This window comes from Pseudomonas sp. FDAARGOS_761, from assembly GCF_013343155.1.
GTDB lineage: Bacteria > Pseudomonadota > Gammaproteobacteria > Pseudomonadales > Pseudomonadaceae > Pseudomonas > Pseudomonas aeruginosa.
Window position 1 is genome coordinate 2241140 of the sequence record NZ_CP054572.1, and the last position, 18855, is coordinate 2259994.

The 18855-nt window shown below is 69.2% G+C and carries 15 protein-coding genes; 4 read left to right on the forward strand and 11 right to left on the reverse strand.

Going from position 1 to position 18855, the window contains the following annotated elements; all coding sequences use genetic code 11:
* Positions 1–33: 33 nt before the first annotated feature.
* The 3 genes from FOC67_RS10605 to FOC67_RS10615 all read left to right on the forward strand — a co-directional run bounded on the left by FOC67_RS10605 (position 34) and on the right by FOC67_RS10615 (position 3658).
* Positions 34–690, forward strand: a complete 657-nt coding sequence (locus tag FOC67_RS10605) for a CoA transferase subunit B (RefSeq protein WP_003088567.1) — start codon at positions 34–36, stop codon at positions 688–690.
* A gap of 149 nt (positions 691–839) precedes the next feature.
* The gene (locus FOC67_RS10610) at positions 840–2021 is read left to right on the forward strand and encodes an acetyl-CoA C-acetyltransferase (protein ID WP_009315619.1); all 1182 of its coding nucleotides are present in this window, start codon (positions 840–842) and stop codon (positions 2019–2021) included.
* Between the two features lie 212 nt (positions 2022–2233).
* Positions 2234–3658, forward strand: a complete 1425-nt coding sequence (locus FOC67_RS10615; RefSeq protein ID WP_003088572.1) for a short-chain fatty acid transporter — start codon at positions 2234–2236, stop codon at positions 3656–3658.
* Between the two features lie 200 nt (positions 3659–3858).
* On the opposite strand, the gene bdhA is transcribed toward FOC67_RS10615, so the two are convergent.
* The 7 genes from bdhA to hmgA all read right to left on the reverse strand — a co-directional run bounded on the left by bdhA (position 3859) and on the right by hmgA (position 12503).
* Entirely contained in the window at positions 3859–4629 is a 771-nt protein-coding gene (bdhA, locus tag FOC67_RS10620; protein WP_003111365.1) for a 3-hydroxybutyrate dehydrogenase, read from the reverse strand.
* A gap of 33 nt (positions 4630–4662) precedes the next feature.
* Positions 4663–6054 (reverse strand): GntP family permease, encoded by a 1392-nt coding sequence (locus FOC67_RS10625; protein ID WP_003088575.1) that lies wholly within the window; start codon positions 6052–6054, stop codon positions 4663–4665.
* A 276-nt stretch (positions 6055–6330) separates the two neighbouring features.
* Entirely contained in the window at positions 6331–7761 is a 1431-nt protein-coding gene (gene hbcR / locus FOC67_RS10630; protein ID WP_003128846.1) for a sigma-54-dependent transcriptional regulator HbcR, read from the reverse strand.
* Positions 7762–7829: 68 nt separating this feature from the next.
* Positions 7830–9182: an aromatic acid/H+ symport family MFS transporter gene (locus tag FOC67_RS10635; RefSeq protein WP_003088580.1), complete on the reverse strand. Its 1353-nt coding sequence runs from the start codon at positions 9180–9182 to the stop codon at positions 7830–7832.
* Between the two features lie 84 nt (positions 9183–9266).
* Positions 9267–9905, reverse strand: a complete 639-nt coding sequence (maiA, locus tag FOC67_RS10640) for a maleylacetoacetate isomerase (RefSeq protein ID WP_003088582.1) — start codon at positions 9903–9905, stop codon at positions 9267–9269.
* Positions 9902–11200, reverse strand: coding sequence for a fumarylacetoacetase (gene fahA / locus FOC67_RS10645; protein WP_003111363.1), 1299 nt, complete (start codon positions 11198–11200; stop codon positions 9902–9904). Before fahA ends, maiA begins: the two co-directional genes overlap by 4 nt.
* Before the next feature lie 4 nt (positions 11201–11204).
* Positions 11205–12503, reverse strand: a complete 1299-nt coding sequence (gene hmgA / locus FOC67_RS10650) for a homogentisate 1,2-dioxygenase (protein ID WP_003088587.1) — start codon at positions 12501–12503, stop codon at positions 11205–11207.
* A 160-nt stretch (positions 12504–12663) separates the two neighbouring features.
* Here hmgA and FOC67_RS10655 point away from each other — a divergent pair, with 160 nt between their 5' ends.
* Positions 12664–13467, forward strand: a complete 804-nt coding sequence (locus FOC67_RS10655) for an IclR family transcriptional regulator (protein WP_009315621.1) — start codon at positions 12664–12666, stop codon at positions 13465–13467.
* Between the two features lie 67 nt (positions 13468–13534).
* Here FOC67_RS10655 and liuE read toward each other — a convergent pair whose 3' ends face one another.
* Genes liuE through liuB form a run of 4 tightly spaced genes read right to left on the reverse strand, consistent with a single transcriptional unit; the run spans position 13535 to position 18840 of the window.
* Positions 13535–14437, reverse strand: coding sequence for a bifunctional 3-hydroxy-3-isohexenylglutaryl-CoA lyase/hydroxymethylglutaryl-CoA lyase (gene liuE / locus FOC67_RS10660; protein WP_003088593.1), 903 nt, complete (start codon positions 14435–14437; stop codon positions 13535–13537).
* 20 nt (positions 14438–14457) lie between these two features.
* Positions 14458–16425: a methylcrotonyl-CoA carboxylase subunit alpha gene (gene liuD, locus FOC67_RS10665; RefSeq protein WP_009315622.1), complete on the reverse strand. Its 1968-nt coding sequence runs from the start codon at positions 16423–16425 to the stop codon at positions 14458–14460.
* On the reverse strand, positions 16422–17219 hold the full coding sequence (locus FOC67_RS10670; RefSeq protein ID WP_009315623.1) for a gamma-carboxygeranoyl-CoA hydratase: 798 nt from the start codon (positions 17217–17219) through the stop codon (positions 16422–16424). Before FOC67_RS10670 ends, liuD begins: the two co-directional genes overlap by 4 nt.
* A gap of 13 nt (positions 17220–17232) precedes the next feature.
* Entirely contained in the window at positions 17233–18840 is a 1608-nt protein-coding gene (gene liuB / locus FOC67_RS10675) for a methylcrotonyl-CoA carboxylase subunit beta (RefSeq protein ID WP_003100387.1), read from the reverse strand.
* Positions 18841–18855 lie beyond the last annotated feature (15 nt).

Consider the following 18855-nt stretch of genomic DNA (forward strand, 5'->3'; position numbering starts at 1 on the left):
GGCGGCCGCTACAACGACAAGAGGTTTCCCCAGATGGCACTTACCCGCGAACAGATGGCGCAGCGCGTGGCGCGCGAATTGAAGGACGGCTACTACGTCAACCTCGGCATCGGCATCCCGACCCTGGTGGCCAACTACGTGCCGGAGGGCATCGACGTCATGCTCCAGTCGGAGAACGGCCTGCTCGGCATGGGCGCGTTTCCCAGCGAGGCGGAAGTCGACGCCGACATGATCAACGCCGGCAAGCAGACCGTGACCGCCCGCGTCGGCGCGTCGATCTTCGACTCGGCGCAGTCCTTCGCCATGATCCGTGGCGGCCACGTCGACCTCACCGTGCTCGGTGCCTTCGAGGTGGACGTGCGCGGCAACATCGCCTCCTGGATGATCCCCGGCAAGCTGGTCAAGGGCATGGGCGGCGCCATGGACCTGGTGGCCGGCGCCGAGAACATCATCGTCACCATGACCCACGCCTCCAAGGACGGCGAGTCCAAGCTGCTGCCGTACTGCACCCTGCCGCTGACCGGTTGCGGCTGCATTCGCAAGGTGCTCACCGACCTGGCCTACCTGGAGATCGAGGACGGCGCCTTCATCCTCCGCGAGCGCGCCCCCGGCGTCAGCGTCGAGGAGATCGTGGCGAAGACCGCCGGCAAGCTGATCGTCCCCGAGCACGTGCCGGAAATGAGTTTCTGAATCGCGGCCCGCGCGGCCGGCGCCTCCACGCAAGGCGCCGGCCGCGCGGACCGTCCTTTCCAGAGGGCGTAGGATAGGAGCCTGTCGCACCGCCTACGTCCACCCGCAGCGATTCGGCCCGGCCACGGGCGAATCCAGGAGAACCATCCATGCAAGACGTCGTCATCGTCGCCGCTACCCGTACCGCCGTCGGCAGCTTCCAGGGCTCGCTGGCCGGCATTCCCGCCCCCGAGCTGGGCGCCGCGGTGATCCGCCGCCTGCTCGAACAGACCGGTCTCGATGCCGGCCAGGTCGACGAAGTGATCCTCGGCCAGGTGCTCACCGCCGGTTCCGGGCAGAATCCGGCGCGCCAGGCGGCGATCAAGGCCGGCCTGCCGGTCGGCGTGCCGGCCATGACCCTGAACAAGGTCTGCGGCTCCGGCCTCAAGGCCCTGCACCTGGGCGCCCAGGCGATTCGCTGCGGCGACGCCGAGGTGATCGTCGCCGGCGGCCAGGAGAACATGAGCCTGGCGCCCTACGTCATGCCCGGCGCCCGCACCGGCCTGCGCATGGGCCATGCGAAGCTGGTCGACAGCATGATCGAGGACGGCCTGTGGGACGCCTTCAACGACTACCACATGGGCATCACCGCCGAGAACCTGGCGGAGAAGTACGGCCTGACCCGCGAGGAGCAGGACGCCTTCGCCGCCGCTTCGCAGCAGAAGGCCATCGCCGCCATCGAGGGCGGGCGCTTCCGCGACGAGATCACGCCGATCCAGGTCCCGCAGCGCAAGGGCGAGCCGCTGAGCTTCGATACCGACGAGCAGCCGCGCGCCGGCACCACCGTCGAGGCCCTGGCCAAGCTCAAGCCGGCCTTCAGGAAGGACGGCAGCGTCACCGCCGGCAACGCCTCCAGCCTCAACGACGGCGCCGCCGCGGTATTGCTGATGAGCGCGGCCAAGGCCAAGGCCCTGGGCCTGCCGGTGCTGGCGCGGATCGCCAGCTACGCCAGCGCCGGGGTCGACCCGGCGATCATGGGCATCGGCCCGGTCTCCGCCACCCGTCGCGCGCTCGACAAGGCCGGCTGGAGCCTGGAGCAACTGGACCTGATCGAGGCCAACGAGGCCTTCGCCGCGCAGTCCCTGGCGGTGGGCCGGGAACTGGGCTGGGATGCCGCCAGGGTCAACGTCAACGGCGGCGCCATCGCCCTTGGCCACCCGATCGGCGCGTCCGGCTGCCGGGTGCTGGTGACCCTGCTGTACGAGATGATCCGTCGCGACGCGAAGAAGGGCCTCGCCACCCTGTGCATCGGCGGCGGGCAGGGCGTCGCCCTGACCCTGGCCCGCGACTGATCCATCGACCTGCCGCTCGCGGCGTGATCGCGCCATGTCCTTTCGCGGGGGCATGGCGCGCTCGTGTCCAGGGAACGAGCGGCGGACGGCCTTGACCGTCCGACCGGCCCCGTACCGTTCCGCCCCTCGGGACGGCCGGGTGCCCAGGGAGCCGTAGCACACACAGGCGGCCCCGTAGTCGCCGAATAACAATAAAACCGAGAGAATCCGCGATGACCGCTATCCTTCCCATCCAAGAAAGCCGCTCCGCGCGCTTTGCCATGCGTTGCTCGAACTGGGCCGAGCGCTGGTTTCCCGACTCCTGGGTGTTCGCCGCCCTGGCCATCCTCATCGTCAGCCTGGCCGCGCTGGCCATGGGCGCCGGACCGACCGCCACGGCGAAAGCCTTCGGCGACGGTTTCTGGAGCCTGATCCCGTTCACCATGCAGATGGCCTTCGTGGTCATCGGCGGCTATGTGGTGGCCAGTTCAGGCCCCGCCTCGCGTCTCATCGACCTGCTCGCGCGGGTGCCGAAGAATGGCCGCTCGGCGGTCTGCTGGGTGGCGCTGGTGTCGATGCTCGCCTCGCTGCTCAACTGGGGCCTCAGCCTGGTCTTCGGCGGCCTGCTGGTACGCGCCCTGGCGCGCCGCAGCGACCTGCGCATGGACTACCGCGCCGCCGGCGCCGCGGCCTACCTCGGGCTGGGCGCGGTGTGGGCGCTGGGCCTGTCGTCGTCGGCCGCGCAGTTGCAGGCCAACCCGGCCAGCCTGCCACCGTCGATCCTGGCGATCACCGGGGTGATCCCGTTCACCGAGACCATCTTCCTCTGGCAGTCCGGGGTCATGCTGCTGGCGCTGATCCTGGTCTCGCTGGTGATCGCCTACATGACCGCGCCGAGCGCCGCCAGCGCCCGCGACGCCAAGGATTGCGGGGTCGACGTGAGCTTCACCGCTCCGGCCAGGCTGGCGCCGACCCGGCCCGGCGAGTGGCTGGAGCACAGCCCGTTGCTGATCATCCTGCTGGTACTGCTGGCCGGCGGCTGGCTGGTCCACGAGTTCTCGACCAAACCGGCGATCCTGGCGATCTCCGGGTTGAACACCTATAACCTGCTGTTCCTGATGCTCGGCGCGTTGCTGCACTGGCGCCCGCGCAGCTTCCTCGACGCGGTGGCGCGCGCGGTGCCGACCACCACCGGGGTGCTGATCCAGTTCCCGCTGTACGGCTCGATCGCGGCGATCATGACCACGGTCAACGGCAGCGACGGCGAGACCCTGGCCCACCATATCTCGACCTTCTTCGTACAGATCGCCTCCCACGACACCTACGCGCTGCTGATGGGCGTGTACTCGGCGGTGCTGGGCTTCTTCATTCCCTCCGGCGGCGGCAAGTGGATCATCGAGGCGCCGTACGTGATGCAGGTGGCCAACGAGCTGCAATACCACCTCGGCTGGGCGGTGCAGATCTACAACGCCGCCGAGGCGCTGCCGAACCTGATCAATCCGTTCTACATGCTGCCGTTGCTCGGCGTGCTGGGGCTGAAGGCGCGCGACCTGATCGGCTTCTCGTTCGTCCAGTTGCTGGTGCATATCCCGCTGGTGCTGGTGCTGCTCTGGGCCCTGGGCAGCACCCTGGCGTACATCCCGCCGGTGATGCCGTAGCGCATCGGCGGACCGACCTGGCCCCGATAACTTCCTCTCCCTGAAGGGAGAAGGGTGGGTAGAGGGTAGCCGCGCCGGGAAACGAGGTATCGGCGGATAACGCCTGTGGCGTTATCCGCCCTACGCAATGGGGCGGGCGAACTCCGGATGGTTCCCTCTCCCTTCAGGGAGAGGGTCTGGGGAGAGGCAGGCCGCCCCGGCTACTGCGCCACCCAGCCGCCATCCATGTTCCAGGCCGCGCCGCGCACCTGGTCGGCGGCTTCGCTGCAGAGGAACAGCGTCAGCCCGCCGAGTTGCTCGGGGGTGACGAAGGCCAGCGAGGGTTGCTTTTCCGCCAGCAGGTCGTGTTCCGCCTGTTCGGGCGAGACGCCCTCGGCGATGCGCGCGTCGATCTGCTTCTGCACCAGCGGGGTCAGCACCCAGCCGGGGCAGATGGCGTTGCAGGTCACCGGCGTGCGCGCCGTTTCCAGCGCCACGCTCTTGGTCAGGCCGAGCACGCCATGCTTGGCGGCGACGTAGGCGCTCTTCCCGGCCGAGGCGACCAGGCCGTGGGTCGAGGCGACGTTGACGATCCGCCCCCAGCCGCGCGCGAGCATGCCCGGCAGGGCCAGGCGGGTGGTATGGAACACCGAGGACAGGTTGATCGCGATGATCGCGTCCCAGCGTTCCATGGGGAATTCCTGCACCGGCGCCACGTACTGGATGCCGGCGTTGTTGACGAGGATGTCGACGCCGCCGAAGGTCCGCTCGGCGAAGGCCATCAGTTCGCCGATCTGCTCCGGGCTGGAGAGGTCGGCCGGATGGTGCTCTGCGCGCACGCCGTGGGCGCGGACCTGCGCCAGCGCCGCGTCGACCTCGCCGAAGCCGTTGAGGAGCAGGTCGGCGCCGGCCTCGGCCAGGCTCAGGGCGATGCCCAGGCCGATGCCGCTGGTGGAACCGGTGACCAGGGCGGTCTTGCCTTTCAGGGTCATGCTGTTTCTCCCGCTGGATGAAAAAAGGGCGGATCAGACCAGGCCGGTGGCGTAGAACAGTCCGATGACGAAGAACACCGCCAGGGTCTTGATCAGGGTAATGCCGAAAATGTCCTTGTACGCCTCCCGATGGGTCAGGCCGGTGACCGCCAGGAGGGTGATCACCGCGCCGTTGTGCGGCAGGGTATCCATCCCGCCGCTGGCCATGGCGGCGACCCGGTGGAGGACTTCCAGGGGGATCTGCGCGGCGTTGGCGGCGGCGATGAAGGTATCGGACATCGCCGCCAGGGCGATGCTCATGCCGCCCGACGCGGAACCGGTGATGCCGGCCAGCAGGGTGACGGTGATCGCTTCGTTGACCAGCGGATTGGGAATGCTCTTGAGCGCGTCGGCCAGCACCAGGAAGCCCGGCAGCGAGGCGATCACCGCACCGAAGCCGTATTCCGAGGCGGTGTTCATCGCCGCCAGCAGCGAGCCGGCCACCGCGCTGCGGGTGCCTTCGGCGAGGCGGCTGCGGATCGCCGCGAAGCCGCTCGCCAGCACCAGCAGGATGCCCAGCAGCAGGGCCGCCTGCACTGCCCAGATCGCGGTGAGCTTGCCGACCTCGGTCTGCAACGGCGTGGCCATGCCGGCCAGTTGCAGGGTATGGACCTGGCCGTACCATTGCGGGATCCAGTGGGTGAACAGCAGGTTGGCGACCCCGACCAGCACCAGCGGCGAGAGCGCCAGCCAGGGGTTCGGCAGGCGCAGGTCATCGGCGGTCTCCGGCTCGTTGCGCAGGTCGCTGCCGTAGCCTTCGCCGTTGCGCCGCGCCTTGTTCGCCTGGCGTCGCAGGTAGAGCATGCCCACGGCGAAGACGAACAGCGCGCCGAGGGTGCCGAGCCAGGGCGCGGCCCAGGCGTGGGTGCCGAAGAAGGTCGAGGGGATGATGTTCTGGATCTGCGGGGTGCCGGGCAGCGCGTCCATGGTGAAGGAAAACGCGCCGAGGGCGATGGTCGCCGGAATCAACCGCTTGGGGATGTCGCTCTGGCGGAACATCTCCGCGGCGAACGGGTAGACCGCGAACACCACCACGAACAGCGAGACGCCGCCGTAGGTGAGCAGCGCGCAGACCAGTACGATCACCAGCATCGCCTGGCGGGTGCCGAGCAGGCGGATCGCCGCCGCGACGATGGAGCGGGAGAAGCCGGCCAGCTCGATCAGCTTGCCGAACACCGCGCCAAGCAGGAAAACCGGGAAGTAAAGCTTGATGAAACCGACCATCTTCTCCATGAACACCCCGGTGAAGGTCGGCGCGACCGCGCTGGGATCGGTGAGCAGGACGGCGCCGAGGGCGGCGAGGGGGGCGAACAGGATGACGCTGTAGCCGCGGTAGGCGGCCAGCATCAGCAGGCCCAGGGCGGCAAGGGCGATGATCACGCTCATCGGGCATATCTCCACGGCGCTGCGGGGCGCGCTTCGCATGGGGAAGGCGCTCCGGGCCTGTTTCTTGTTGTCGAACGGTGCGGGCACCGGCGTGACGGCCTGGAACGGGGCAGGGCCGTCGGAAAGGCACGTTGCGATAACCGTGCCAGGCTCCAGAGTCGCGGTTTTCGCGGGCTGCGGCGAGACGAAGGGGAGCGTGGGGAATAGCGTTGTCTCAAAATGGAGACGTAATCGAGCGAAAGTTCCGTGGCTATGCAGGTCTCAGTTCGTCTCTATTTAGAGATGGGTCCCGTTATCGAGACGCATGCCCAGCGCCACGATCTTCTTGTACAGGGTCGAGCGACCCAGGCCCAGGCGTTTCGCCGCTTCCACCACATTGCCGGCACTCTGCGCCAGGGCCCGTCCGATCAGGTCGCGCTCGAAGGCTTCGCGGGCCTGTTGGAAATCCCCGACCGGCCTGTCGTCCGCCGCTCGAGGCAGCTCCGGCAGCGGTTGCAGGGGGCCCAGCGCCGCGCCGAGGGCGGCGGCGTCCAGCAACGGTTGGTCGGCCAGCAGCAGCGCGCGTTCCAGCACGTTGCGCAGTTCGCGGACGTTGCCCGGCCAGGCATGCCGGGCGAGCAGCGCCAGGGCGTCGCCGCCGAGTTCGTGGAGACGGCCGTGGTCGAGGCTGTCGAGGATCGACTCGCAGAGCGCCGGGAGGTCGTCCAGGCGCTGGCGCAACGGTGGGATCTCGATCGGCAGGACGTTCAGCCGGTAGTAGAGGTCAGCGCGGAAACGGCCTTCGCGCATCGCCTGCTGCAGGTCGATGGAAGTGGCGGCGACCAGGCGGATGTCGCTGCGGATCACTTCGTTGGAACCCACCGCTTCGAACTCTTTCTCCTGTAGCACGCGCAACAGCTTGCCTTGCAAGGCCAGCGGCATGTCGCCGATCTCGTCGAGGAACAACGTGCCGCCCTGGGCCACCTGCAACTTGCCTGGCCGGCCCTTGCGCTCGGCACCGGTGAAGGCCCCCGGGGCGGTACCGAAGAATTCGGCCTCCAGCAGGCTTTCCGGGATCGCCGCGGCGTTCACGCTGACGAAGGCCTTGTGCGCCCGCGGCGAAGCGCTGTGGATGGCGTGGGCGAGCAGTTCCTTGCCGGTGCCGGTCTCGCCGAGCAACAGCACCGGCGCTTCGCTGGCCGCGCCACGACGGGCGCGGCGCTTGACTTCCAGGCTGGCCGGACTGGTGCCGACGAAGTGGCTGAAGCTGTACTTGGCCTGGCGCGCCTGCAATTGCGAGCGGGTCGAGGCCAGTTCGCGCTGCATGCTCAGGTAGCGGGTCACCAGCGGCGACAGCGAACGCAGTTCGTCGAGCAGGGCGAAGCCGATGGCGCCGATCACCTCGCCGGCGTCGTCGTGGATCGGCAGGCGCATCACCACCAGCGGGTCCTTCGCGCTGTCCATCATGTCCAGCAGGATCGGCTTGCCGCTGCCTACCACCTCGCGCAGCAGGCTACCGGGGATCACGCTTTCGCAGGGCCGGCCGATGGCCTGCGCCGGGTCGGCGAGGCCGAAACGCTGGGCGTAGCGCTGGTTGATCCAGACGATGCGGGCCTCGCGGTCGACGATCACCGTGCCTTCGCTGGAGCCTTCGACGATCTCGAACAGCGAACGGATCGCCTGCTGGCGTACGCGTTGGTAATCCTGGAGGCTGTCGGCGTCGTTCATCGGCGGCTCCTGCGGCGGACGGCGAAACGGCCCGCCACTGTAGCCGGGAAGCCGCTCGCGGTGAAGGCTCAGGATTCCTCGACGGCCAGCGCGGCGGCGCTTTCCCGCTGCGCCTGGGCGGCGGGCGAGCGGACCTGGAGGATCAGTAGCGCGGCGAGCCCGGCGGGAATCGCCGCAAGCATGAAGATGTTCTCCACGGATATGTGCATGCCCAGCAGCAGGCTGCCGAACAGTGGGCCGAGGATCGAACCGAAGCGGCCCACGCCCAGCGCCCAGCCGGTGCCGGTGGCGCGTACCTGGGCCGGGTAGAAGTTGCTGGCGAAGGCGTTCAGGGTCAACTGCCCGCCGATGATGCAGAAGCCGGCGGCGAAGACGAACGCCAGCAGCCAGCGCGGCTGGTCGTGGTTGAGGCCGAGGAGCAGGGTGAACAGCGCGGCGCCGGCGAGAATCGCCGCCAGCAGGCGGACCTTGCTGCGCAGGCGGTCGGCGAGCCAGGCCAGGAGCATCGCGCCGAGGGTGCCGGCGAAGAGGAACATCGAGGTCGCCAGGTTCGCCGCATTGCGTGTCAGGCCGCTTTCCTGGAGCAGCGAGGGCAGCCAGCTGACCATGAAGTAGAGCAGGATCAGGCTGACGAAGAAGGTCGCCCAGAGCAGCAGGGTCGGCCGCGCGTAACCGTGGCGGAACAGCTCCAGCACGGTCAGGCTCGCCGCCGGCTCGGCGTCGGCCTGTGCCGGCGGCGGCTGCCAGCCCGGCGCCATACGCTCGCTGAGCTGGCGCAGGCGGGCATAGGGCGGTGCGTCGCGGAGCAGGCGCGGCAGCGACTCCGGGAGGAACAGGAGGAGGAAGGGGAACAGCAGCAACGGGGTGACGCCGCCGGCGAGGAACACCGCCTGCCAGCCGAAGCCGTCCATGAAGGCGGCGGCGACGAAACCGCCGGCGGCGCCGCCGAAGGAGAAACCGCAGGCCGCCAGGGTGACCATCAGGGTACGCAGGCGCGGTGGCGAATACTCGGCCATCAGCGCCATGGCGCTGGGCATCGCCCCGCCCATTCCGATGCCGCAGACGAAGCGCGCCAGCATCAGGCTTTCCAGGGAACCGGCGAAGACCATCAGGACGGTCAGGCTGGCGTAGATCAGCACGCAGCAGAGCAGCACCCGGCGGATGCCGAAGCGGTCCGCCAGCGGCGTCACCAGCAGCGAACCGACGGTCAGGCCGAACAGGTTGGCGCTGAACACCGGGCCGAACGCGGCCTTGTCCAGGCCCCATTCCTGGGCCAGGGTCGGCACCACGTAGCCGAGCACCTGGGCATCGTAGCCATCGGTGACCAACAACAGGGCGAGGAGCAGCAGCAACAGCCACTGGTAGCGGGACACGGGGCGCGCGTCGAGCGCCGCGCGAAAGCTGGCGATCTGGTTGTGCATCGCAAGGTACCTGAGGTTCTTATTGGTGATGGGGCGTCCGGCGGACGCCCCCCTTTATCTTCAGGAGCGGGACTCTGCGGTCCCTCAGGCGGCCGGGGTGTCCGGCTGGTTGGCCGGATGGGCCTGGCGGAACGCCGGATGGGCGGCGGCCAGGTCGGCGACCCGGCGGATCCGTGGCCAGGCGTCCAGCGCTACGCCGAAGCGTTCGGCGGCGTAGAGCTGCGGGATCAGGTAGACGTCGGCCAGGCCCGGCCGGTCGCCGAAGCACCAGCCCTGGTCGCCGATCAGTTGCTCGACGGCGGCGAGACCCTGGCCGACCCAGTGGCCGATCCACTGCCGGACCTGCTCTTCGTCGTGTCCCCACTGGCGCAGCAGGTTGAGCACGCTGGCGTTGTGCAACGGGTGGATGTCGCAGCCGACCAGCGCCGCGACTCCGCGCTCGTGGGCGCGGCGCAGCGGATCGCTGGAGAGCAGGGCGGGGTGCGGGTAGCGCTCCTCGAGGTACTCGATGATCGCCGGCGACTGGATCAGCAGCTCGCCCTCGTCGACCTGCAGGGCCGGTACGCGGCCCTGCGGGTTGAGCGCCAGGTAGGCGGGTTGGCGGTGTTCGCCGCCGTCGCGGACCAGGTTGACCGGCAGCGACTGGTAGTCCAGCCCCTTCAGCGCCAGGGCGATGCGCACCCGGTAGGAGGAGGTGGAACGGTAGTAGGTATAGAGCTTCATCCGCGCGCCCCCGGATGGGCCGCGAGCACTTTGCCGCGACATTCGCCGAAACCGATCGAGACGTGTCCCTCGCGCTTGCAGCGGGCGCGGAGGATGACCTCGTCGCCGTCCTCGAGGAAGCGCCGGGTCTCGCCGGAGGCCAGTTGCACCGGCTGCTTGCCGCCAGCGGTGATCTCCAGCAGCGAGCCGAACTGGCCGGGCTCGGCGCCGGACAGGGTGCCGGAGCCGAACAGGTCGCCGGGCTGCAACTGGCAGCCATTGACGCTGTGGTGGGCGACCATCTGCGCCACCGTCCAGTACATGCTCAAGCTGTTGCTCAGGGTCAGGCGCTGCGGCGGCAGGCCTTTCTCGCGCAGGCCCTCGGTGAGCAGCAGGACCTCCAGCTCGATGTCGAAGGCGCCGTGGGCCTGGTCGTTGTCGTCGTAAAGATACGGCAGCGGCCGCGGGTCGCCTTCGGGGCGCGCTGGCTGGGCGCGGCGGAACGGCTCCAGGGCTTCGGCGGTGACCACCCAGGGCGAAACGCTGGTGATGAAGCTCTTCGACAGGAACGGGCCGAGCGGCTGGTATTCCCAGGCCTGGATGTCGCGCGCCGACCAGTCGTTGAGCAGACAGAAGCCGGCGATGTGCTCGGCGGCGCGGGAAACCGGGATGGCTTCGCCGAGGGCGTTGCCTTGGCCGATCCAGATGCCTAGCTCCAGTTCGTAGTCCAGACGCGCACAGGGACCGAACACCGGCTCGCTGGCGCCGGCCGGCAGGGTCTGGCCGTTGGGCCGGCGCACTTCGCTGCCGGAGACGCGCACGGTCGAGGCGCGGCCGTGGTAGCCGATGGGCACGTGCTTGTAGTTGGGCAGCAGCGGGTTGTCCGGGCGGAACAGCTTGCCGACGTTCTCGGCATGGCGGATGCCGACGTAGAAGTCGGTGTAGTCGCCGATCCTGGCCGGTAGGTGCATTTGGCACTCGGCGGCCGCATGGAGCAGCTCCGGGCGCTCCGCTGCGCCTTCGCCGAGCAGCTCCAGCAGGCGCTGGCGCAGCGCCACGCGGGCCGGTTTGCCGAGGGCGAAGAAGGCGTTCAGCGCGCCGCCGCGGGTGGCTTCGGCGGCTTCGCCGGCGGCCCCCTCGAACAGGCCGGCGGCCAGCGCCGCGTCCAGGTCGAGGATCGAGTCGCCGATGGCCACGCCGCAACGCGGGCTCAGGCCGGCACGGCTGAAGATGCCCAGCGGCAGGTTTTGCAGGGGAAAGTCGGCATGCCCATTGGCGGAGGCGACCCAGCTACGAGTGGGGGTTGGCTGGTTCATGGGGTTATCTCCGTTGCGGGTTGAAGGTGGATACGAGCGACGCCCAGCAGGCATCGTAGTCATTCTGCAGGGCCGGCGTCTCGAGGGCGGCACGGCTCGGCCGGAGGACCTGGCTGGTCTCGAACATGAAGGCCATGGTCTGGTCGATCCTGTGCGGCTTGAGGTCGGCGGCGATGGCCTTGTCGCAGCTTTCCGCGTCCGGGCCGTGGGCGCTCATGCAACTGTGCAGCGAGGCGCCGCCGGGCACGAAGCCGCCGGCCTTGGCGTCATAGGCGCCCTGGATCAGGCCCATGAACTCGTTCATCAGGTTGCGGTGGAACCATGGCGGACGGAAGGTGTTCTCGGCCACCATCCAGCGCGGCGGGAAGATCACGAAGTCGATGTTGGCCAGGCCATGGACGCTGGTGGGGGAGGTCAGCACGGTGAAGATCGACGGGTCCGGGTGGTCGAAGCTGACCGTGCCGATGGTGTTGAAGCGGCGCAGGTCGTACTTGTAGGGCACGTTGTTGCCGTGCCAGGCGACCACGTCCAGCGGCGAGTGGTCAAGCTCGCAGGCCCACAGCTCGCCGAGGTATTTCTGCACCAGTTGCAGCGGCTGGCGGCTGTCTTCGTAGCGCGCCACCGGGGCCAGGAAGTCGCGCGGATTGGCCAGGCCATTGCTGCCGATCGGGCCGAGGTCGGGCAGGCGCAACGGCGCGCCGTGGTTCTCGGCGATATAGCCGCGTGCCTCGCCGTCGAGCAGCTCGACGCGGAACTTCATCCCGCGCGGGATCACCGCGATCTCCAGCGGTTCGACCTGCAGCGCGCCGAGTTCGGTGCACAGGCGCAGACGGCCCAACTGCGGGACCAGCAGCAGTTCGCCGTCGGCGTCGTAGAAGCAACGCTCCATCGAGCGGTTGGCCAGGTACTGGTAGATGCTCACGCCGGCGGGCTTGTCGCCGGGCGCGTTGGCGGCCATGCGCAGCAGGCCGTCGAGGAAGTCGGTGGGCTGCTCGGGCAGTGCCAGCGGGTCCCAGCGCAGGCGGTTGGGGGTCGGCGCATCCAGTTCGGCACCGGCGATCTGTCGTTCCAGGCGGCGGAACGGCGGATGCTTGGCCGACGGCGTGATGCGGTATAGCCAGGTGCGCCGGGCCTCGCTGCGAGCCATGGTGAAGGCGGTGCCGGAGAGCAGTTCGGCGTACAGGCCGTAGGGCGCTTTCTGCGGGGAGTTCTGGCCGACCGGCAGGGCGCCGGGGAGCGCTTCGCTGCTGAATTCGTTGCCGAAGCCCGATTGATAGGCGAGGGCAGTGGAGTCGAGGTTCATCTGAGGCCTCCGGGGAGTGGGGGCAGCTTGCCGCCGATCCGCCGGGGACCTGGCACGCTGGCTGCGTTATTTTTATCGTAATTCAATTACGCATAACGTAATTTGAGTGGAAGGCAGCGTCAAGCTATAACGTCGGCCCCGCCCGCAGGAACCCGCGTCCATGGAAAAGAACAGCAGTCCCGCCGGAACCTCCGGCAAGCAGAAGGTCCGCTCCGCCGAAGTCGGTACCGATATCCTCAAGGCCCTCGCCGAACTCTCCCCGGCGACCTCGCTGTCGCGCCTGGCGGAGCATGTGGGGATGCCGGCGAGCAAGGTCCATCGCTATCTGCAGGCATTGATCGCCAGCGGCTTCGCGGTCCAGGACGCCTCCACCAATCATTACTCGCTGGGGCGCGAGGCGCTGCGCGTGGGCCTGGCGGCGCTGGACAGCATGCACGTGCTGAAGAGCGCCGCCGCGCCGCTGGCCGAGCTGCGCGACGTGCTCAACGAGACCTGCTTCCTCGCCGTCTGGGGCAACCGTGGCGCCACCGTGGTACAGGTGGAACAGGCGGTGCGCGCGGTGACGGTGGTCACCCAGGTCGGCTCGGTGCTGCCGCTGCTCGGTTCGTCCACCGGCCTGGTGTTCGCCGCGTTCCTGCCGGAACGCGAGGTGGCCGAGCTGCGCGAGGAAGAGTTGGCCGGGCGCGCCGACCATCCGCTGGCCGACCCGGCGGCCTATGCGGTGCTGCTGGAGGGCATCCGCGCGCGCGGCCTGCATGCGATCCATGGGCTGCTGATGCCTGGGGTGGAAGCGCTCTCGGCGCCGGTGTTCGATGCCCGCGGGCGGGTGGCGGCGGTGCTCACGGTGGTCGGCCCGGCGAGCATCTTCCAGGCCGAGGAGCAGGGGCCAGCGGCGGAACGGCTGCTTGCGACGACTCGGGCTATCAGTTGGCGGATGGGGTATGACGGCACCCAGGGTGGATGACGCAGTCTCCGAGCCTGGGCGCGACGTCGGGTAGGGCGGATAACCGCTCGCGGTTATCCGCCGCTTCTCAGGCCTTGGCCAGCAACGCCTTCGCCGCTCGCGACCCGTTGCTCTTGCCGAGCACCGCGCAGATGCGCTGGCCGGCGTCGACCAGGGCGTGCATGTCGACCCCGGTATGGATCTCCAGGCCGTTCAGCAGGTAGAGGACGTCTTCGCTGGCGACGTTGCCGGTGGCGCCCTTGGCGTAGGGACAACCGCCGAGGCCGGCCACCGAGCTGTCGAATACCGCGATGCCTTCCAGCAGGCTGGCGTAGATGTTCGCCAGGGCTTGCCCGTAGGTGTCGTGGAAGTGCCCGGCGAGGCGCTCGCGGGGAACCTCGCTGGCCACCGCCTCGATCAGCCGGCGGGTGGCGCCGGCGGTGCCGACGCCGATGGTGTCGCCCAGGGACACCTCGTAGCAGCCCATCTGCTGGAGTTCGCGGGCGACCCAGGCGACCTGGCGCGGATCGACATCGCCGTCGTAGGGACAGCCGAGCACGCAGGAAATGTAGCCGCGCACCCGCACCTGGTGCTGGCGCGCCGCCTCCAGCACCGGTACGAAGCGCTCCAGGCTGTCCTTGATCGAGCAGTTGATGTTGCGCTGGGAGAAGGCTTCCGACGCGGCGGCGAACACCGCCACTTCCTTCACCCCCGACTCCAGCGCCGCCTCGAAGCCTTTCAGGTTCGGCGCCAGCGCCGCGTAGGTCACGCCGGGACGCTGGCGGATGCCGGCGAACACCTCGGCCGAGCCGGCCATCTGCGGCACCCACTTGGGCGAGACGAAGCTGCCCACTTCGATGTAGTCCAGGCCGGCGGCGCTCAGGTCATCGACCAGGCGGATCTTGTCGGCCACCTCGATCGGCTGTTTCTCGTTCTGCAGTCCGTCGCGCGGACCGACCTCCACCAGGCGGACCTTCTTCGGCAGGTTCATGCTGTTCCTCGTCTTGGCTGTCAGGCCTGGTTCTCGTCCAGCTCCACCAGCGGCGTGCCTTCCTCGACCAGTTCGCCCTCGCTGCAATACAGCGCCTTCACTACCCCGGCGTGGGGCGCGCGGATGCTGTGTTCCATCTTCATCGCCTCCAGCACCACCAGGGTGGCGCCGGCTTCGACCGTCTGGCCGGGCTCGACCAGGACCCGCACGATACTGCCGTTCATCGGCGCGCTCAAACCGCCCTGGTGGGCATGGGCGGCCTCGGCCTCGGCGATCGGGTCGACGGCTTCGATGGCCAGCAGTTCGCCCTCCCATTCGAGGAACAACTGGCGTCCGCGGCGCAACGCCGCCGAGCGACGGGTGACACCGTCCACCCGACTGACCAGGTCGTCGCCGTCGAGGCGATACTGGCTGGGGCTGGCGTGGCGCAGGCGGACGCAGCGGCGTTCGTCGCGGCAGCGCAGCATCAGGTCGGACTCCCGCGCCAGGGCGCTGCGCCAGCCGTCGTTGCGACTCCACGGCGAATACGGGTCGTCGTCGCGACGGTAGCCCGCTTCGCTCTGCAGCCAGGCATCGGCGGCGGCTTGCCAGAAGTGTTCCGGCAGCGCTTGCGGCGCCGGCAGCAGGTCGTCTTGGTGGCGCGCGATGAAACCGGTGTCCAGTTCGGCGGCGGCGAACGCCGGATGGCCGAGGATGCGGCGGAGGAATGCCAGGTTGGTGCGCAGGCCGCCGACCGAGGTTTCCGCCAGCATCGCCAGCAGGCGCTGGCGGGCTTCCTCGCGGGTTTCGCCCCAGGCGATCAGCTTGGCCAGCATCGGGTCGTAGAACGGCGAGACCTCGTCGCCTTCGCGTACCCCGCTGTCGACCCGCCGGCCGGGGCCGGCGGCCGCTTCGCGGTACAGCGCCAGGCGGCCGCTGGCGGGGAGGAAACCGCCCTCGGGGTCTTCCGCGTAGAGCCGCACTTCGATGGCGTGGCCGTTCAGCGGCACCTGTTCCTGTGTCAGCGGCAGCGCCTCGCCGCGAGCGACGCGGATCTGCCAGGCGACCAGGTCGAGGCCGGTGATGGCCTCGGTGACCGGGTGTTCCACCTGCAGGCGGGTGTTCATTTCCATGAAGAAGAACTGGCCGCGTTCGTCGAGGAGGAATTCGACGGTGCCGGCGCCGACGTAGCCGATCGCCTGCGCCGCACGTACCGCGGCCTCGCCCATGGCCCGGCGCAGTTCCGCGCCGAGACCGGGGGCGGGGGCTTCCTCGACGACCTTCTGGTGGCGGCGCTGGATCGAACAGTCGCGTTCGTTGAGGTACAGGCAGTGGCCATGGCTGTCGGCGAATACCTGGATCTCCACGTGGCGCGGCTTCAGCAGGTATTTCTCCACCAGCATCCGCGCGTCGCCGAAGGCGGCCTTGGCCTCGCGCTGGGCGGAGGAAAGGGCCTCGGCCAGCTCGGCCTCGTGCTCCACCACCTTCATGCCCTTGCCGCCGCCGCCAGCGGCGGCCTTGAGCAGCACCGGGTAGCCGATCCTTCCGGCTTCCCGGCGGAAGGTCTCGGCGTCCTGGGCTTCGCCGTGGTAGCCGGGCACCAGCGGCACGCCGGCTTCTTCCATCAGCGCCTTGGCCGCCGACTTGCTGCCCATGGCGTCGATGGCCGCCGCCGGCGGTCCGAGGAAGAGCAGGCCGGCTTCCTCGCAGGCGCGGGCGAAGTCGGCGTTCTCCGAGAGGAAGCCGTAGCCGGGATGGATCGCCTGGGCGCCGCTGGCGAGGGCGGCGGCGATGATCCTGTCGCCGCGCAGGTAGCTGTCGGCGGGCTTGGCGCCGCCCAGGTCGACGGCGATGTCGGCTTCGGCGACGTGGCGGGCGTGGCGGTCGATGTCGCTGTGCACGGCGACGCTGCCGATGCCGAGGGCGCGCGCGCTGCGCATCACCCGGCAGGCGATCTCGCCGCGGTTGGCGACCAGGATGCGCTGGATGCTGCGGTAGTCCGGGTTCATGCGTCGTTTCTCCAGGCGGGCGTGCGTTTCTCCAGGAAGGCGCGCAGGCCTTCCTGGCCTTCCGGGCTGATGCGGATGCGGGCGATGGCCGCCTCGGTGTAGCGGCGCAGCGCCGGGCTCAGCTCGGCGGCCTCGACCTCATGGTAGAGCGCCTTGCAGGCGACCAGGGCGCGCGGGCTGTTTTGCAGCAGGTTGGCGATCCAGGCCTCGGCCTGGCTTTCCAGTTCGGCGGCGGGACAGCTTTCGCTGAGCAGGCCCAGTTCGCTGGCGCGGCGTCCGTCGAAGCGCTCGGCGGTCAGCGAATAGCGTCGCGCGGCGCGCTGGCCGATGGCCTTGACCACGAACGGGGCGATGGTCGCCGGGATCAGGCCGATGCGCACCTCGGACAGGCAGAAGGTCGCCTCGTCGCTGCCGATGGCCATGTCGCAGCAACTGACCAGGCCGACCCCGCCGCCGAACACCGCGCCCTGGACCACCGCCAGGGTCGGCTTGGGCAGGTTGTAGAGATGGGTCATGAGTTTGGCGATGCGCTGGGCGTCGGCCAGGTTGCCCTGGTAGTCGAGGTCCACCGACTGCTGCATCCAGGCCAGGTCGGCACCGCCGCAGAAGTGCCGGCCACGGCCGCGCAGCACCAGCAGGCGGACCTGCGGGTCGCTGCCGACGCGGTCGATGGCCTGCAACAGTTCGTCGATCACGACGGCATTGAAGGCGTTGTTCTTTTCCGCCCGGTCCAGCCACAGGGTGGCTACGCCGCGCGGGTCGATCTCAAGCTGGATGGTCTGGAATTCGCTCATGCTGGTCTGCTCGTCACATGCGGAACACGCCGAAGGCGGTCGGCTCGATGGGGGCGTTGAGGGCGGCGGAAAGCGCCAGGGCGAGCACCTCGCGGGTCTGCGCCGGATCGATCACGCCGTCGTCCCACAGTCGCGCGCTGGAGTAGTAGGGATGGCCCTGGTGCTCGTACTGCTCGAGGATCGGCGCCTTGATCTTCGCCTCTTCTTCGACGCCGAGCTGCTGGCCGGCGCGCTCGGCCTGCTCGCGCTTGACCTGGGCGAGCACCCCGGCGGCCTGTTCGCCGCCCATCACGCCGATCCTCGCGTTCGGCCACATCCACAGGAAGCGCGGGTCGTAGGCGCGTCCGCACATGCCGTAGTTGCCGGCGCCGAAGCTGCCGCCGATCAGCACGGTGAACTTCGGCACCCGCGCGCAGGCCACCGCGGTCACCAGCTTGGCGCCGTGCTTGGCGATGCCGCCGGCCTCGTACTTCTGGCCGACCATGAAACCGGTGATGTTCTGCAGGAACAGCAGCGGGATGCCGCGCTGGCAGGCCAGTTCGATGAAGTGCGCGCCTTTCTGCGCGGCCTCGGCGAAGAGGATCCCGTTGTTGGCCAGGATGGCGATCGGATAGCCGTGCAGGTGGGCGAAGCCGCAGACCAGGGTGGTGCCGAACAGCGCCTTGAACTCGTCGAACTCGGAGCCGTCCACCAGCCGTGCGATCACTTCGCGCACGTCGTAGGGCTGCTTGCTGTCGGCGGGAATCACCCCGTACAGCTCCTCGGCGGGGTACAGCGGTGCGCGCGGCGCACGGCATTGCAGCTGGCCCTGCTTGCGCCAGTTGAGGTTGGCGACGCAGCGGCGAGCGATGGCCAGGGCGTGGTCGTCGTCCTCGGCATAGTGGTCGGCGACCCCGGAGACCTTGCAGTGCACGTCGGCGCCGCCAAGCTCCTCGGCGCTGACCACCTCGCCGGTGGCGGCCTTCACCAGCGGCGGCCCGGCGAGGAAGATGGTGGCCTGTTCGCGCACCATCACGGTCTCGTCGGACATCGCCGGCACATAGGCCCCGCCGGCGGTGCAGGAGCCCATCACCACGGCGATCTGCGGGATGCCGCGGGCACTCATGTTGGCCTGGTTGAAGAAGATCCGGCCGAAGTGCTCGCGGTCGGGGAACACCTCGTCCTGGCGCGGCAGGTTGGCGCCGCCGGAGTCCACCAGGTAGATGCATGGCAGGCGGTTCTCCAGGGCGATGGCCTGGGCTCGCAGGTGTTTCTTCACGGTCAGCGGATAGTAGGTGCCGCCCTTCACCGTGGCATCGTTGCCGACGATCATGCATTCCACCCCTTCGACCCGGCCGATCCCGGCGACGATGCCGGCGGCGGCGACCTCTTCGCCGTAGACTTCGTGGGCGGCGAGGGCGGAAAGCTCGAGGAACGGCGAGCCGGGGTCGAGCAGGCGGTTGATGCGTTCGCGCACCAGCAGCTTGCCGCGCGCGCTGTGCCGGGCCTGGGCGGCGCTACCGCCGCCTTCGTGGATGCGGCCGAGGAGGGTGCGCAGGGCGTTGACCTGTTCCAGCATGGTCGCGGCGTTGGCCGCGAACTCGGCGGAGCGTGGATTGATCTGGGTGTGCAGGATGGCCATGGCGGTGGCTCCGTG

Excerpts from the sequence above, each read along its gene's own strand:
- FOC67_RS10605 (WP_003088567.1), top strand. The coding sequence starts at position 34 with ATGGCACTTACCCGCGAACAGATGGCGCAGCGCGTGGCGCGCGAATTG.
- FOC67_RS10610 (WP_009315619.1), top strand. The coding sequence starts at position 840 with ATGCAAGACGTCGTCATCGTCGCCGCTACCCGTACCGCCGTCGGCAGC.
- FOC67_RS10615 (WP_003088572.1), top strand. The coding sequence starts at position 2,234 with ATGACCGCTATCCTTCCCATCCAAGAAAGCCGCTCCGCGCGCTTTGCC.
- bdhA (WP_003111365.1), bottom strand. The coding sequence starts at position 4,629 with ATGACCCTGAAAGGCAAGACCGCCCTGGTCACCGGTTCCACCAGCGGC.
- FOC67_RS10625 (WP_003088575.1), bottom strand. The coding sequence starts at position 6,054 with ATGAGCGTGATCATCGCCCTTGCCGCCCTGGGCCTGCTGATGCTGGCC.
- hbcR (WP_003128846.1), bottom strand. The coding sequence starts at position 7,761 with ATGAACGACGCCGACAGCCTCCAGGATTACCAACGCGTACGCCAGCAG.
- FOC67_RS10635 (WP_003088580.1), bottom strand. The coding sequence starts at position 9,182 with ATGCACAACCAGATCGCCAGCTTTCGCGCGGCGCTCGACGCGCGCCCC.
- maiA (WP_003088582.1), bottom strand. The coding sequence starts at position 9,905 with ATGAAGCTCTATACCTACTACCGTTCCACCTCCTCCTACCGGGTGCGC.
- fahA (WP_003111363.1), bottom strand. The coding sequence starts at position 11,200 with ATGAACCAGCCAACCCCCACTCGTAGCTGGGTCGCCTCCGCCAATGGG.
- hmgA (WP_003088587.1), bottom strand. The coding sequence starts at position 12,503 with ATGAACCTCGACTCCACTGCCCTCGCCTATCAATCGGGCTTCGGCAAC.
- FOC67_RS10655 (WP_009315621.1), top strand. The coding sequence starts at position 12,664 with ATGGAAAAGAACAGCAGTCCCGCCGGAACCTCCGGCAAGCAGAAGGTC.
- liuE (WP_003088593.1), bottom strand. The coding sequence starts at position 14,437 with ATGAACCTGCCGAAGAAGGTCCGCCTGGTGGAGGTCGGTCCGCGCGAC.
- liuD (WP_009315622.1), bottom strand. The coding sequence starts at position 16,425 with ATGAACCCGGACTACCGCAGCATCCAGCGCATCCTGGTCGCCAACCGC.
- FOC67_RS10670 (WP_009315623.1), bottom strand. The coding sequence starts at position 17,219 with ATGAGCGAATTCCAGACCATCCAGCTTGAGATCGACCCGCGCGGCGTA.
- liuB (WP_003100387.1), bottom strand. The coding sequence starts at position 18,840 with ATGGCCATCCTGCACACCCAGATCAATCCACGCTCCGCCGAGTTCGCG.